A 15,175-nucleotide genomic window follows, 5' to 3' on the forward strand; every position below is an offset into this window, starting at 1 on the left:
TGACTGACTGATAAATTATGCTCATCTGCTGAGCAGCTTGTCAAATCACGCGACGTATTAATAACGTGTGTTAATTGATTGATGTTGTTCATAAAATCATCCTTTTTATAGGTAGAATATAAAAATTTGCACTGATTGACATCCATTATCAGCCTAACTTCCTTAGTAAATCTTTTTCAATATATCTGTAAACATGCAAAAAAGCTAGCTTTATTCGAGTATTTTTTTATAAAAATAAAATCACTTTAGTCAACAATTAACACTCTATTAATAAATTTAAATTTTCTTAATAAATTCAATTGAATACAATAATTATATATTTAAAATCAAATAGATAACATGTGTATATTTTAGAAAATACCAAAAATGAGATTAAATAATTAGATGAATTAACTAAAGGAAAATAATGTTATTCATTAGGATAAAGTTAACATTTTACAAAAAACCGATTATTCCTCTATCAGCAAAAAACTTTTGATGTTATTGCTATTTTTCTAATAGAAAACCTTGTCTATAATCTGCCGCACTTGAAAATTAGCACAATTTAATCAACAAGGAGTTTAGTTATGTCAGTACCTGTATTTGGATTAGGTACCTTTCGTTTAAAAGATGAAGTTGTTAAATCTTCCGTCAAAATGGCATTAGAAGAAGGATATCGCGCTATTGACACTGCACAAATTTATGATAATGAAGCGGCTATTGGTGAAGTGTTACAAGCAATCAATATTGCTCGCAAAGATCTTTATCTCACTACCAAAATTTGGACAGAAAATTTAAGCAAAGAGAAATTAATTCCTAGCCTAAAAGAGAGTTTGCGTAAATTAAATACCGACTATGTTGATTTAACTTTGATCCATTGGCCATCACCAAATCAAGAAATTAGCGTGGCAGAAACTATTCAAGCATTAATGGAAGCAAAACAGCTTGGTTTGACAAAGGAAATCGGTGTATCCAATTTTACTATCGACTTGATGCAACAAGCTATTCAAGCAGCCGGCGCAGATAATATTGCTACCAATCAAATCGAACTTTCGCCTTACTTACAAAATCGTAAAGTGGTCGATTGGGCAAAACAAAATGGCATTCATATCACCTCTTATATGACTTTAGCGTATGGCAAGGCATTAACTGATGAAGTGATTGGTAAAATTGCTGCTAAACATCAGGCAACACCAGCGCAAGTGATTTTGGCTTGGGCAATGGCGTTAGGTTATTCCGTCATTCCATCATCTACTAAACGCGAAAACTTACGTAGCAATTTAGCTGCATTAAAACTGCAATTAGATGCTGACGATATGGCAATGATTGCTGCATTAGATCGTCAAGATCGTTTAGTTAACCCTGAAGGCTTAGCGCCAAACTGGGATTAATTCATCACTGAACGGCAGCTGTTCAGAGCGGCTGCCGACATTTCTCCGCCATAAAATCAATAAAAGCACGAATACGTGTACTTACCGCTCGATCACTATAATAAACCGCATTAACCGGCATCGGCACTGCAATCCGTTTATCGGCAAACAATTCAATTAATGCTCCTGCTGCCAGATCTTGATCTACTTGAAAATCTGATAAACAAGCAATACCGCTGCCGACCAAACAAAGCTGACGCAAAGTTTCTCCACTGCTTGCTGTAATCGTTGGTGTAATCTGATAAGGCTGATGATCTTCAGCAATCGTCCAAATATTTAACGTTTCCGGTTCCGTAAAACCTAAACATTGATGTTGCGCTAATGCGCTAATTTGTTGCGGTACACCATATTTCTGCAAATAACTCGGTGCTGCCACCACTTTACGATAGCTATTAAACAGCAATTTACTACGTAAACTAGAATCTTTCAGTTCACCAATACGAATTGCCACATCGACTTTACGTTCAATCAAATTGATATAGGTTTCTGATGATACTAACGATAAGGTTATTTGCGGATAGCGTTGGCGAAATTCTTCAATCCAAGGAGAAATAAGATGCAAGATCACCGGTGTTGCTGCATCAACGCGTAAAATGCCTTGCGGCGTTTGATGTGTTTCCAACATCTCCGCTTCTGCATCAGCCATATCTTGTAAGATATTACGAACTTTCGCAAAATAACGTTCGCCTTCGGCAGTTAAACTTAAATGGCGAGTGGTACGATTTAATAGATTGACGCCTAGCTTGTGCTCCAATCGCTTAATCGAACGACTAATCACCGAATTTGCCATATTTAGATTTTCTGCCGCTCGGCTAAAACTACCGCTTTCCACAACATTAACAAAAATACTTAACTCATCTGAATTGGTTTTCATTATTGCTCCTAAAGCAAAAATTTTTTGAAATTTTGTATATTTTTAGCATTAAAGTATTTTGTCATAATCTCCGCCACTTAAAAACATCTATTTTTTATTAAGGAGAATTTATGCCAATTGCTTTATTTGCATTAAGTATCAGTGCATTCGCTATTGGAACCACTGAATTTGTGATTGCAGGACTAGTACCAATTATTGCGCAGCAATTACAAGTTTCTTTACCTTCTGCCGGTTTATTGGTATCCATTTACGCTTTAGGTACCGCTATCAGCGCCATCTTTCTTACTGCATTTACCGCTAAAATGTCGCGTAAAACCTTGCTATTAGCGCTAATGCTGTTGTTTACCATTGGTAATCTGATTGCTTGGCAAGCACCAAACTATTCTACACTGATTATTGCGCGTTTTATTACCGGCTTAGCACATGGCGTCTTTTTTTCGATTGGTTCAACTATTGCGACCAGCTTAGTACCACGTGAAAAAGCTGCCTCTGCAATCGCATTAATGTTCGGCGGTTTAACTGTCGCCTTGGTAACCGGTGTACCATTAGGGACTTTTATTGGTCAATATTTTAGCTGGCGAGCCACTTTCTTAGTAGTATCGTTGCTTGGTATTATCGCCTTTTCCGGCATTGCATTTTTTATTCCAAACAATCTGCCAACACGACAAGTTGCTACTATTAAAGAACAATTACAAGTCCTCACCCAACCAAGATTGTTGTTAATCTATCTAATTACGATCTTTGGCTATGGCGGCGTCTTTACCACTTTCACCTTTATTAGTCCGATTATGGAAAACTTAGCAGGCTTTGCTCCGCAAAGTGTAAGCTGGATATTACTCGGCTACGGCGTTTCCGTCACCATTGGGAATATTTGGGGTGGAAAACTGGCGGATCGTCATGGTGCTATTTTTGCATTGAAAGTGATTTTTGCGATTTTAGCGTTACTGTTATTGCTATTTCAATTTACTACTGAAATCAAATATATCGCACTTGCTATTATCTTAGTTATCGGCGCATTTATGTTTGGTAACGTACCACCGTTACAAGTATATGTGGTACAAAAAGCAGAACAATATACTCCGAACGCTGTTGATGTTGCTTCAGGATTAAATATTGCTGCCTTTAATATTGGTATTGCTTTAGGTTCAATTATTGGCGGGCAAACTGTTTCTGTCGCAGGTTTAGCACAAACACCTTGGATCGGCGCAATTATTGTGGCTATGGCACTATTACTTGTTATTTTTAGTGGAAGAATGGAACAAAGAACCTTACAGCTAGCTTAATCTTATCAAGATAAAAAAATAGGTTTCGTCCTAACAAAGGGCGAAACCTAAAGCTATTTCAATTAAGAGCATTAATTACAATAAGTAGCTTGCTGCTTTAACAACAATTTTTACCGCATTTTCTTCTGTTGCTTTCATTGTTGATTCATTTGGAATCTCTTGTTGCGTACGATTAACAATCGCGCCAGCCACCATACCTGCACGCAAACCTAGCGCAGCACACATTGTAAATAAGGTTGCTGATTCCATTTCAAAGTTCATTACATTTAGTTCTTGCCATTGTTTTAATGAACCTTGGAAACGACGCCAAACTTTACCGCTGTAAGTATCATAGCGTTCTTGTCCTGGATAGAATGTATCTGATGAAGCGGTGATACCAACATAAGTTTTATTTGGGTTAATTTCTTGTGCCGCACGATAAAGCGCAGTAGTACATTCAAAGTTTGCTACCGCTGGACTCTAACGGCGCAAAATGCTGACTTGCGCCATCTAAACGCACTGCACCAGTAGTAATTAATACGTCACCAACATTGATATGAGGTTGGATTGCGCCTGTTGTACCAATACGTAAGAAAGTGCGCACGCCTAATTGCGCTAACTCTTCTACTGCAATAGATACAGACGGTCCACCGATACCAGTTGAACACACAACAACAGCTTTACCATTTATGTAACCTAACCAAGAAGTGAATTCTCTGGTTGCTGCTAAAAACTTTGGATTTTCCAATAGTTTTGCAATTACCGGCACACGCTCAGGCGCACCAGGAACAATTGCTAAAGTAGCACCATCTAAATCACTTTTTTTAAGTCCTAAATGAAAAACATCCGACATAATAGCCCTCCTTTTATTATGGTTTTATATCTCGGAGAATAGGATTTTGCATCGAAATTAAAGTTTCAGTCGATTGAATCTCATCAATTAACTGAATTTTAGTGGCTAACACATGATGCAATTCTTCTATAGTATGTGTCATCACTTTAATAAAAATAGAGTAGTTACCTGTGGTGTAATAGGCTTCTACTACTTCATCAAATTCTTGTAGCTTGGCAATTACTTTTTCATAATCTTTCGCACTTTTTAAAATAATGCCGATAAAACAGCAAACATCATAGCCTAGGCGTCTTTCATTGATTTTGACTTTTGTACCTTCAATAATGCCCGATTGCCGCATTTTCTCAACACGAACATGGATCGTTCCCGGACTGACCCCAAAACTTTTTGCCATTTCAGCGTAAGGTGTGCGTGCATCCTGTGTTAACACGCGCAAAATTTGTTGATCAAGATGATCAATATTACTGATTGGTTGCATACTTGTCCTTCTAGACGGTGGAATTATTAGATATTATATAATTTATACAGACAAAAAATAAATTTTTTCTAATAATAAAGAGCTTACGCAGCAGTTTCAAGGCAAAATGCGCGTTCTCACAGGGATTCCAACAAAAATGTGAAGCTGATCAAGATTTTTCGATAAAACTTAACTATCCAAGGTAAATAAATCGATCTTTTTTACTCGCTGCGGTAAATCACCACTTAAGCCAGTGGCTTGCAAAATAAATTGCTGTTTTAACGGTTGCAATTTATCGGTGACTGACATACCAATGCCACGCAACAATTTTTTGATTGGTTGATCGCCAGCAAATAGATCTCTAAATCCTTGCATTGCCACTAACATTTTCATCGCTTCTGTTTTACGCCAACGCTCATAATGACGTAAATGACGATAAGCGCCAATATCTTGATTTTTCGCTAGATTTTTCTGGATCTCTTCAGCCAAAGCCAGTGCATCCATAAAACCTAAATTCACACCTAATCCAGCTAAAGGGTGAATAGTATGTGCTGCATCTCCCATTAAGGCGACATGATGTTGAATAAAATGACGAGCAAATCTTGCGCAGAGTGGATAACTATGTCTTGCACTAACAACACGACATAAACCTAATCTACCATCAAATGCAGTCGTTAATTGGCGATTAAAACTCTCTTCATCACAATTCATCAATTGTTTCGCTTTTACAGGATCTTGCGACCAAACAATCGAACTTAAATGCGGTTGATGCAAAGGTAAGAATGCTAAAATCGCATCAGGAGAGAAAATTTGCCGACAAATTTGTTGATGTGGTTCTACGGTTTCGACATTGCAAACTAAGGCAGAATGTTGGTAATCACGAAAATTAATCGGCATATGCATTTGTTCGCGTAACCAAGAGTTAGCACCATCTGCACCAACAACCAATTTCGCCACAATGATTTCACCGTTAGCTAAACTTAACACCGCATTATTTTCATTGACGCCTAATGAAGTTGGGGTTGCCACCAATAACTCTGCATTCTCTTGCTGCAATACTGCTTGATACAATGCTTGACGAATTAATTGGTTTTCGACGATATGCCCAAGATGATCAACCCCTAGGTTTTGCGTATCTAACTGAATATGAGCAAAGCTATCCTTCTCCCATACTTGCATTTTTTCGTATGCTGTCGCCCGCCACGCTTGAAGTTGTTGCCATACACCAAACTGGCGCAGCATAGTTTCTGATGAAAGATTTAACGCACTCACCCGATTCATTACTGTTTCTAACTGAAATGCTGGAATATGCGCTTCAATCACCGCAATCGAACAATCCGTATCTTTGAGGGCTTGTGCCAATGCCAATCCCACCATACCGCCACCAATAATGGCAATATCAAACTCTTTCATTAAATTCGTCCTAATGTTGGTTGTACAAATGTATGGCGTAAGGCGGAACAATGACTTAATGCAGTTAAACCTAAATTACGTAATACCTGTAATGGCAATAATTCATTACTAAAAATTTGTACTAAATTCGTCGTTAAACCAATAATCCGTTGTTGATCTTGCAAACGATGTTGTTGGTATTGCTGCAACATTTCAGCTGAGCCGATCTCTTGTGCATTAATAATTGCTTCTGCTAGTGCAAAAACATCACGAATACCCAAATTAAAACCTTGTCCAGCTACAGGATGCAGCGTTTGTGCCGCATTACCGACCAAAGCAAGACGGTTGCCGATTAAAGCCGTACTGCGTTTTAATTTGAGCGGGTAAGCATAACGCTTACTTACTGATTGAAATTTTCCTAAACGCCAGCCAAAGCGTTGTTGTAGCTGCTGTAAAAATGATTGATTATCCAACGCTAATAATGCTTCCGGCGTTTTAGTACAAAAAACCAATGACATCATATTGTCCGCCATTGGTAATAAAGCAATTGGCCCTTCAGGAGTAAACCGCTCAAAAGCACGCCCTTGATGCGGCATTGAGGTTATCACATTAGCAATAATCGCACTTTGCTGATAATCAAATTCTTCATTACAAGCAATACCGGCTAACTGCGCTATTTGTGAATCGCTACCATCAGCAGCGACTAATAATTTACCGGTTAAACGCATTTGGTTATCTAAAGTGACTGCAATTTGATCAGTACCATAGTCAATCTGCTGAATAAAGTATGGGCTAATAAAATCAATATTCGCTTTATTAGCAAGTGCGGCTGTAAAGGTATCGCCCATATTTTGCAACGCCACTACAACACCGAGTTGAGTTAAATGCATCTCTGCAGCATTAATTTCAACTATTCCGGAATGACCACGCTCTGATACATGCACTTGTTTAATCGGTTCGGCAAATGTTTGCACCCGATCCCATAAAGTTTGTTGCTGATCAAAACGAATACGTTTCAGTTTACGACAAGTACCATCGGATAAAGCAACACAACGACTATCAAAGCCTACTCCCTGCTGTTGCGATCGTTGACGTTTTTCAATTACCGCAATTCTCAATCGGGAAGCAGAAAGGGTGTCCAAGGTTAAGGCTAATGTCAGCCCATTCATGGCACCACCGCCAATAATTACATCGTAGTGCTGCTGTTGCATAATTAATCCTTTTGCGCCATTAACGCTTCAATTTCATCAATCTCTTTTGGTACGGCGGCAGTCAACACTTTATTACCATATTCTGTAATCAATAGATCATCTTCAATCCGCACCCCAATACCACGATAAGCGGCTGGAATATCTTCAGCATTCGGAATATATAAACCTGGTTCAACAGTAACGACCATACCAGGTTGCAATTCACGTGTACGATCTTGTCCATAGGCGCCTACATCGTGCACATCTAGACCCAACCAGTGACCTAAACTGTGCATATAAAAACGGGTGTAAGCTTTTTCAGCAATCAATGTATCCACATCGCCGGATAAAATCCCTAAACGCACCAACCCTGCGACCTTAATTTTTAATACTTCATCATTGGCTTGTTTGATCGAATTACCATTGACTAACAATTCAATCGCCCGTTTTTCTGCTTCTAAGACAATTTGATAAATCTCACGTTGCGCTGGGCTAAATTTACCATTTACAGGAAAAGTTCTCGTAATATCACCAGCATACATGGCGAATTCACAACCAGCATCAATTAGCACTAAATCACCATCTTGCATTAAGCGATCATTTTCTGTGTAGTGCAAAATACAGGCATTCTCGCCACTGGCAATGATTGATGGATAAGACTCCCATCTTGCACCAAAGCGATTGAATTCGTGTAACATTTCGCTGGCTAATTCATATTCAAAACGTTGTGGACGCGCTTGTTTCATTGCTCGAATATGAGCTAATGCTGAAATCTGTCCCGCTTGTTGCATTAAACGAATTTCATTTTCTGATTTAAATAAACGCATTTCGTCTAATAGCTCACGCCAACAGACTAATGTCGTTGGTGCTTTTACGCCTTGACGTTGTTGAGTACGCATCAAAGATAAAGTTTGGTGCACAATCTCATCACCCCATTGCTGCACTTCTTCTGCATAATAAAGTGTACCCAAACCATTCAGCAATTGTGGTAACTGTTGGCGTACTTCATCAATCGCAATAGCTTGATCTAAATGTAAAGTTGCTGGTGCTTTTTCAATACCTAAACGACGACCATTCCATGTTTCCATTAATGGATCTGACGGGCGTAAAAATAAAATTGCTTGTTCACCTTGTTGCTCAGTTTTCTTTAACAACAAAATGGCATCTGGTTCATTAAATCCAGTTAAATACCAGAAATAGTTATCTTGACGAAAAGGGTAATTAGAAGATGCGGTACGTTGACGTTCTAAATTAGAAAAAACAATTAAACCGCTATTGGTTGGTAATTGGGCAAAAACTTTTGCTCGACGTTGTTGAAACTCTTCAATCGGCATCTCTGCCATATAACTCAAATCCACAATCTATACCTCTTATCAATGGATAGTTTTTTGTTGTACTGCTGGTTGATGAAAGTGTGAATAAAACAGCATAGCAATTGTGCGTAAATATTCGATTACCTCTTCTAATGCTTGCGCGAGGCTCTCTTCATCATCGCCTTCTTCATAGCCTAATTGACAAATTTCGCGTAAGTCGGCTAAAGCCTCTGCAATATCTTGTTGCTTCTCTTGCTGTAAATTAGGTTGCGCTAAACCTAAGCCAAGTAAGAAATGATTACACCATTCACTTAATGAGGTAATACTTTGGTAAATATCATCTAAATTTCCAAGATCTAACTCAAAGGTAAATTCACTTAGATCTGCCAAACTTGCGTTTAATGCTTTGTATAATTCTGCAATTTTGCTGATTAATTGCACTGGATAGGCGTGATCATCATTAGTAAATTGATACAACAATGGTTTCCAGCTTTCATCGCGGATACCACCACAAATAAATCCTGTTAATAATCCATGTAATTCAACACCATTTAAAGTAATTCCTGCTTGCTTTAATTCGTGTGTCAGTTGCTGTGCTGTAATTGCCATATAAATTTCCGTTTCTTCTCAAATATCAGCCATTCTAACACCAACCAGAATATCCACCAATAATCTATGACGAAACTTATTTGCTATGGCATAATACCTACATTTATAACGTTATAATTTCTGTCTAAAGAGGTTCTTGTATGTCTAAAAATATTGATTTGTATATTTTTGGTCAAAACCTACGCTTAAGCTGTCCAGAAGATCAGCATCAAGCACTAAGAGAAGCTGCTGATATTTTAGAAAAGAAAGTATCAGAGTTAAAAAGTCGTACCGGTATTATTCAACTTGATAAAGCATTAACTATCGTTGGGTTAAATTTATGCCATGATTTAATCACTCAACAGCAGCAAAATTCTGAACGAGAAAATTTAATTAATAATAAAATTGAACAAATAGAACACTCTTTAAGCACCATTTTGTCTAATATGCCAGCACCTAAATAAATTATGATTTAAATTAAGAAATAGGACTTTCTCTTACTAGGCAAATTAAGAAAATTAATGTACTATTAATAGCACCTGGGGTGTTCGACAATGGGTTACGTCCCTGAGCCGATACTGATATATTTTAGAGTTGGTTACCTACAATCGGTGAGCATGCTTGTTTATCAAGAAGCCTAATGAATGTAAGACTGACTCCCTTGAACCGTAGGGTTCAAGGACCGACCACCCGTATCGGCACCTCGGGTCCTCAATATAATTAGTGATATGCCAAATACCTTACCAGAATCTCATCATTTCATTGTCAATCATTCATCATTGAGCAAAGCTGAACAAAGACAGCAATTACGTCGTTTCGTCCGTCAACAACGCGCAGCATTATCAGCACAACAACAAAAACAAGCTGAACAACAAATTGCTGATGTCGTATTAGATTTTTTACAACCGCTAAATGTAAGAAATATTGCTATTTATCGTTCGTTCGACGGAGAAATTTCTACAAATGTTTTGATTGAACGACTTTGGCAACAAGGCTATCAGCTTTATCTGCCTGTATTGCATCCTTTTAGCCATGGCAACTTGCTATTTCTAGAATATACTCCGGCAACACCGATGAAAAAGAATAAATTCGCCATTGAAGAGCCTGTATTAGATGTCACGAAAGTTTTACCAATTCGGCAACTGGATATTATCTTTACTCCATTAGTGGCTTTTGATAGCAATAAAAATCGTCTAGGTATGGGTGGTGGTTTTTACGATCGCACGTTGGAAAACTGGCAGCAAAAAAATTTCCTACCGATCGGTTTAGCACATCGTTGTCAGCAAGTGGCAGAAATTCCTTGTGAAAGTTGGGATATTCCGCTATTTGAAATTCTTGCCGTCTAATGAAAAAGGCTATATCTCTCGATATAGCCTCTCTATATGAATCAGATGTTACTCTGCTTTCGCTTGTGTTGGCGCAGTTGCCGCATGATCAATTGCGGTATGGTAACCTGCTGCACCGCGACCTCTAAAGGTATAACGTGAACCTTTCCATTCAACAATATTGAGATTCATCGGTACCAATTCGCTCGCTTCCGCTAGCGTCATCTCTGCCTTAACGTGCTCTACTACCGCAAAGGTTCCTAAACGACCATTAAATTGGTAGGTAGATTGATAAGGTTCAACAACTTTTTCTACAGCAACTTCTTCTACAATCGTTGGTGCTACTGTTTGCTCTTCTGTTGATGCAGTCACAACCTCATCTTCTAATTGCTCTTCAACGGCTTGTTGTGCCAAACGAGCTTGGTTTAGACTGCTATTCGGCTTAGATTTTGCTTCCTTACCATTTGCTTCCATTGTCAATACAGCCGCTAACGGACGAGGGCTGCTATCTTGGCTAGCCACTGCTGAAGTAACCGGAATCAAAGTTTCATTAGTATCTTGTTTTTGTTGTTCTAACATTTCATCAACAGAAACAAAATTACTATTTTTCTCTTTTTCCACTCGATTCACAAATGGTAAACAGATCTTACCGCTTGCCAATTCAGGCGAAGCAACCGCCATAAATAATGGCATTGGAGAAACCACTTCTTGGGCATGGCGACGTCTGCGATTATTCATACGTAAATGACGCGGTAAACGACGTGAACGATTTTCGCGATGATTACGCTCAGATACCGTTATTTCTTCGGTTTCTTCTTGAACAGCTTCCACTTGTGCTGATACTGGCTGTTCTTCAACTGTGGTTCTCACTTCGGTTTTTGCTTCTTCTACAACCACTGTCGGTACAACTGGCGCAATATTGGTTGTTTCAGCGGCAACAACCTGTTCGACAGTATCTACCGCTGTTTCCTCTACCGCTGGTTGCATTGTTTCTACAGTTGATTTCTCATTTTCTACTGTCGCTGCATCATTTAAACGGACTTTCTTACGCAAATCACGACGTTGGCGACGAGAAGCAACCTGTTGTTCTTTGCTATTCTCTTCTTCACCTTTACGTGCAGTAACATTCAACTCATTAATTTCTTCCGCTACTGCTTTACGATTTGCGCGTTTAGTACGTTTATTCTCTTCTTTCTCGGTAGTCGCTTCTCTGCGTTTAGACTCATCATTATTACGTCTGTCACGCTGACGATTAGCATCTTTATTGTTGTTATCACGACGAGAACGTTTGTTATTGTTATTGCGAGAGTTATTGCGTTTATTGCCTTTTTCTTCACGTTCTTCTTCCGCAAAGAACCCTTTAATCTTTTGCCAAATACGAGTGAATAAAGAAACTTTTTCTTCCTCTTTCTTCTTCACTACTGGCGCAGGTTCAGGAATAGTGATTTCAACCGCAGCTACCTCTGGTTGTGGTGCAGTAACATTAGTCGTTGCTTCTAACGTACGGCTAATTAAAGACTCTTCACCATCAATTTCTTCTTGTAAATCATGCAACTTAGTTAAGTTATAACTTAAAGTATGATTATCTTCACCATCACGCAAACGGAATACTGAGAAATGTGGAGTTTCCATTTGTTCATGCGGCACAACAATCACTTGTACATCGTGACGTTTTTCAATTTCAGTAATTGCACGACGTTTTTCATTTAACAAGTAAGTTGCAATCTTCACAGGAACAATAGTGTGAACCTGTTTGGTATTCTCTTTTAACGCTTCCTCTTCAAGTAAACGGAGAATGGAGAGTGATAAAGATTCATTATCACGCACTTTACCTGTACCTTGACAACGTGGGCAGATATGGTGAGTCGATTCGTTTAATGATGGACTTAAACGTTGACGTGACATCTCTAATAGCCCAAAACGAGAAATGCGGCTAAATTGGATTCTGGCACGATCTTGACGCACTGCATCACGAATACGGTTTTCCACTTCGCGTTGATGGCGTGCTGGTGTCATATCAATGAAGTCAATTACGATCAAACCACCAAGGTCACGTAAACGTAATTGACGAGCAATTTCATCCGCAGCTTCAAGGTTAGTATTTAATGCTGTTTCTTCAATATCACCGCCACGTGTTGAACGTGCTGAGTTGATATCAATTGCAGTTAATGCTTCCGTTACATCAATCACAATCGAACCACCTGAAGGAAGCTGCACTTCACGTTGGAAAGCAGATTCAATTTGCGATTCAATTTGGAAATGACTAAATAATGGCACTTCGCCTTGATACAGTTTGACGCGATTGATAAAGTCTGGGCGCACGAGTTTGATATGCTCTTTTACTTTATCAAACACTTTACGGCTATCAATTAAAATTTCACCAATATCACGACGTAAATAATCACGAATCGCACGCACAATAACATCGCTTTCTTGGTGAATTAAGAATGGGGCAGGACGAGATTCTGACGCTTTCTTAATTGCTTCCCAGTGGTGCAATAAAACGTGTAAATCCCATTGTAATTCTTCTGGTGAACGTCCAACTCCAGCAGTACGAACAATAAGCCCAACACCATCTGGTACTTCTAATGAACCTAACGCTTCTTTCAACTCTAAGCGTTCATCTCCTTCAATACGGCGCGAAATCCCACCAGCACGAGGATTATTTGGCATAATCACTAAATAGCTGCCTGCTAAAGAAACGAAAGTAGTTAATGCCGCACCTTTGTTACCACGCTCTTCTTTGCTAACTTGAACAATAACTTCTTGTCCTTCATGCAAAATATCGCGGATATTTGGTCGGCCTTGATAAACATACCCTTCTGGGAAATATTCTCTAGCGATTTCTTTTAAAGGAAGGAAACCATGTCGTTCTGCACCATAATCAACAAATGCAGCTTCTAAACTTGGTTCTACGCGAGTGATTTTTCCTTTATAGATGTTGGCTTTCTTTTGTTCATGCCCTGGAGATTCAATATCGAGGTCAAATAAACGTTGACCATCAACTAAAGCGACACGCAATTCTTCTTTTTGCGTGGCGTTAATTAACATTCTTTTCATCGTTATTTCTCTATTCTTGTTATAACTTTTATAAAAACGACGATAATACAAACACTTTAATTCTGTTGCTGCAGTATGCCAATCTCCCGATTCTCATTGTGCTAAAACGCAACGCAAAACGGCAACCATCACACATATAGTGTTGCCAAATAGCGTTACTTTGAACTGATTGTATTGAATTTGCTAATTCGTGTCCTGTATTAACATCTCTAAAATTGGTGTCTTACGCCTTATTGCCGCACCAAAAATCAATTAAAAAGCACTATCCTGTGAAACAAAAAGACAGTACGCCATTGCGTGACTGACTCACAAAAAAATGCTCCTTATTATTCCATTTTATCGACGTTTTGCAAAGCTAAAGATCATTGTTTTCCACTAACTTGGCGTGAAAAAACTTTCGCAAATTTTCGCAACTCGCCTTGCTTAATGATATGATACGCCGAATTTTTTAACACTAGAGAAATTATGCATAATCCTGAAGACAACGTAATTAATGCCAACGTGCGTTTCGTCACTATTGAAGCTGATGAAGAACAACAACGCATTGATAATTATCTATTAGCCAAATTAAAAGGTGTGCCAAAAAGCCTAATCTATCGCATTATTCGCAAAGGCGAAGTTCGCGTAAATAAAGGGCGCACAAAACCAGAATATAAATTACAAGCTGGTGATGTTGTACGTATTCCACCAGTTAGAGTGAGTGAAAAAAGCAATGCTGCACCAATTTCCACTAAATTGAATAAAGTTAGTGAACTAGAACAACAAATTTTGTTTGAGGATGATCAGTTGCTGATCATTAATAAACCATCAGGTATTGCGGTTCATGGTGGCAGTGGTTTAAGTTTTGGTGTAATTGAAGCGCTGCGAGCTTTGCGTCCACAAGCTAAATTTCTGGAGTTAGTACATCGTTTAGATCGCGATACTTCAGGTATTTTATTGGTAGCCAAAAAACGTTCTGCATTACGTAATTTACATGAACAGCTACGCGATAAAACAATTCAAAAAGATTATTTAGCTTTAGTTAGAGGTGAATGGCAATCACATTGCAAAGCAGTAAAAGCACCATTACTGAAAAATGAACTTTCTAGCGGTGAAAGAATTGTCAAAGTGAGTGAGCAAGGTAAACCTTCCGAAACTCGTTTTAGTGTAGAAGAACGTTTTAGTTTTGCGACATTAGTAAAAGCATCACCGATTACCGGTAGAACGCATCAAATTCGTGTTCATACGCAATACGCTGGTCATCCAATTGCTTTTGACAGTAAATATGGCAGTAAAGATTTTGATCAGCAATTAGCGCCTTTCGGATTAAATCGCCTGTTCTTACACGCTTTTTCTATTCGTTTCACGCACCCAAAAACCGGTGATGAAATGGTGATACAAGCACCATTAGATAAAGCCTGTAAGCAATTACTTGCACAATTAAGATCATTAACTTACAAGAACTAAGTATTA

12 protein-coding genes, 1 other RNA gene and 1 pseudogene are annotated in these 15,175 nt (G+C 38.5%); 6 read left to right on the forward strand and 8 right to left on the reverse strand.

All coding sequences use genetic code 11. From position 1 onward, the window contains the following. Window positions 1-566 precede the first annotated feature (566 nt). Complete coding sequence (dkgB, locus tag QS62_RS10210; RefSeq protein ID WP_066109755.1) at window positions 567-1,370, forward strand: 2,5-didehydrogluconate reductase DkgB; 804 nt, start codon at window positions 567-569, stop codon at window positions 1,368-1,370. A gap of 22 nt (window positions 1,371-1,392) precedes the next feature. Here the strand turns inward: dkgB and yafC are convergent, their stop codons facing one another. Next, window positions 1,393-2,283 carry a DNA-binding transcriptional regulator YafC gene (yafC, locus tag QS62_RS10215; RefSeq protein WP_066109758.1) on the reverse strand — a complete coding sequence of 297 codons (891 nt, stop codon included), beginning with the start codon at window positions 2,281-2,283 and terminating at the stop codon, window positions 1,393-1,395. A gap of 110 nt (window positions 2,284-2,393) precedes the next feature. On the opposite strand from yafC, the gene QS62_RS10220 reads away from it, so the two are divergent. Next, window positions 2,394-3,566, forward strand: coding sequence for an MFS transporter (locus tag QS62_RS10220; protein ID WP_066109761.1), 1,173 nt, complete (start codon window positions 2,394-2,396; stop codon window positions 3,564-3,566). Window positions 3,567-3,641: 75 nt separating this feature from the next. On the opposite strand, the pseudogene udp reads toward QS62_RS10220, so the two are convergent. From udp to QS62_RS10250, 6 genes and pseudogenes are all read right to left on the reverse strand, one after another. Next, a pseudogene (gene udp / locus QS62_RS10225) lies at window positions 3,642-4,398 on the reverse strand (uridine phosphorylase). Between the two features lie 16 nt (window positions 4,399-4,414). Then, window positions 4,415-4,867 (reverse strand): transcriptional regulator AsnC, encoded by a 453-nt coding sequence (asnC, locus tag QS62_RS10230; RefSeq protein WP_156536760.1) that lies wholly within the window; start codon window positions 4,865-4,867, stop codon window positions 4,415-4,417. Window positions 4,868-5,044: 177 nt separating this feature from the next. Continuing rightward, window positions 5,045-6,268, reverse strand: a complete 1,224-nt coding sequence (locus tag QS62_RS10235) for an FAD-dependent monooxygenase (RefSeq protein ID WP_066109769.1) — start codon at window positions 6,266-6,268, stop codon at window positions 5,045-5,047. Then, window positions 6,268-7,458 (reverse strand): 2-octaprenyl-6-methoxyphenyl hydroxylase, encoded by a 1,191-nt coding sequence (ubiH, locus tag QS62_RS10240; protein ID WP_066109773.1) that lies wholly within the window; start codon window positions 7,456-7,458, stop codon window positions 6,268-6,270. The genes QS62_RS10235 and ubiH overlap by 1 nt, the downstream gene beginning before the upstream one ends. A gap of 2 nt (window positions 7,459-7,460) precedes the next feature. After that, window positions 7,461-8,795 carry a Xaa-Pro aminopeptidase gene (gene pepP, locus QS62_RS10245; protein WP_066109776.1) on the reverse strand — a complete coding sequence of 445 codons (1,335 nt, stop codon included), beginning with the start codon at window positions 8,793-8,795 and terminating at the stop codon, window positions 7,461-7,463. Between the two features lie 15 nt (window positions 8,796-8,810). Next, complete coding sequence (locus QS62_RS10250) at window positions 8,811-9,359, reverse strand: UPF0149 family protein (RefSeq protein ID WP_066109780.1); 549 nt, start codon at window positions 9,357-9,359, stop codon at window positions 8,811-8,813. A 140-nt stretch (window positions 9,360-9,499) separates the two neighbouring features. Here QS62_RS10250 and QS62_RS10255 point away from each other — a divergent pair, with 140 nt between their 5' ends. The 3 genes from QS62_RS10255 (at window position 9,500) to QS62_RS10265 (ending at window position 10,684) form a co-directional block, all read left to right on the forward strand. After that, window positions 9,500-9,802: a cell division protein ZapA gene (locus QS62_RS10255; RefSeq protein ID WP_066109783.1), complete on the forward strand. Its 303-nt coding sequence runs from the start codon at window positions 9,500-9,502 to the stop codon at window positions 9,800-9,802. Window positions 9,803-9,871: 69 nt separating this feature from the next. Next, a non-coding RNA gene (ssrS, locus tag QS62_RS10260) (6S RNA) lies at window positions 9,872-10,052 on the forward strand. Window positions 10,053-10,066: 14 nt separating this feature from the next. Continuing rightward, the gene (locus tag QS62_RS10265) at window positions 10,067-10,684 is read left to right on the forward strand and encodes a 5-formyltetrahydrofolate cyclo-ligase (RefSeq protein WP_082966184.1); all 618 of its coding nucleotides are present in this window, start codon (window positions 10,067-10,069) and stop codon (window positions 10,682-10,684) included. A 48-nt stretch (window positions 10,685-10,732) separates the two neighbouring features. Here the strand turns inward: QS62_RS10265 and rne are convergent, their stop codons facing one another. Continuing rightward, window positions 10,733-13,723: a ribonuclease E gene (rne, locus tag QS62_RS10270; protein ID WP_066109786.1), complete on the reverse strand. Its 2,991-nt coding sequence runs from the start codon at window positions 13,721-13,723 to the stop codon at window positions 10,733-10,735. Between the two features lie 465 nt (window positions 13,724-14,188). Here rne and rluC point away from each other — a divergent pair, with 465 nt between their 5' ends. Then, window positions 14,189-15,169, forward strand: coding sequence for a 23S rRNA pseudouridine(955/2504/2580) synthase RluC (gene rluC / locus QS62_RS10275; protein WP_066109788.1), 981 nt, complete (start codon window positions 14,189-14,191; stop codon window positions 15,167-15,169). Window positions 15,170-15,175: the final 6 nt, after the last annotated feature.

Origin of the sequence: Gallibacterium salpingitidis, assembly GCF_001678495.1 — a bacterium.
In the GTDB taxonomy this organism is placed as follows: Bacteria; Pseudomonadota; Gammaproteobacteria; order Enterobacterales; family Pasteurellaceae; genus Gallibacterium; species Gallibacterium salpingitidis.

What these genes read in the sequence shown, in the direction of transcription:
- dkgB (WP_066109755.1), top strand. Translation starts at nt 567, where the DNA reads ATGTCAGTACCTGTATTTGGATTAGGTACCTTTCGTTTAAAAGATGAA.
- yafC (WP_066109758.1), bottom strand. Translation starts at nt 2,283, where the DNA reads ATGAAAACCAATTCAGATGAGTTAAGTATTTTTGTTAATGTTGTGGAA.
- QS62_RS10220 (WP_066109761.1), top strand. Translation starts at nt 2,394, where the DNA reads ATGCCAATTGCTTTATTTGCATTAAGTATCAGTGCATTCGCTATTGGA.
- QS62_RS10235 (WP_066109769.1), bottom strand. Translation starts at nt 6,268, where the DNA reads ATGAAAGAGTTTGATATTGCCATTATTGGTGGCGGTATGGTGGGATTG.
- ubiH (WP_066109773.1), bottom strand. Translation starts at nt 7,458, where the DNA reads ATGCAACAGCAGCACTACGATGTAATTATTGGCGGTGGTGCCATGAAT.
- QS62_RS10250 (WP_066109780.1), bottom strand. Translation starts at nt 9,359, where the DNA reads ATGGCAATTACAGCACAGCAACTGACACACGAATTAAAGCAAGCAGGA.
- QS62_RS10255 (WP_066109783.1), top strand. Translation starts at nt 9,500, where the DNA reads ATGTCTAAAAATATTGATTTGTATATTTTTGGTCAAAACCTACGCTTA.
- QS62_RS10265 (WP_082966184.1), top strand. Translation starts at nt 10,067, where the DNA reads ATGCCAAATACCTTACCAGAATCTCATCATTTCATTGTCAATCATTCA.
- rne (WP_066109786.1), bottom strand. Translation starts at nt 13,723, where the DNA reads ATGAAAAGAATGTTAATTAACGCCACGCAAAAAGAAGAATTGCGTGTC.
- rluC (WP_066109788.1), top strand. Translation starts at nt 14,189, where the DNA reads ATGCATAATCCTGAAGACAACGTAATTAATGCCAACGTGCGTTTCGTC.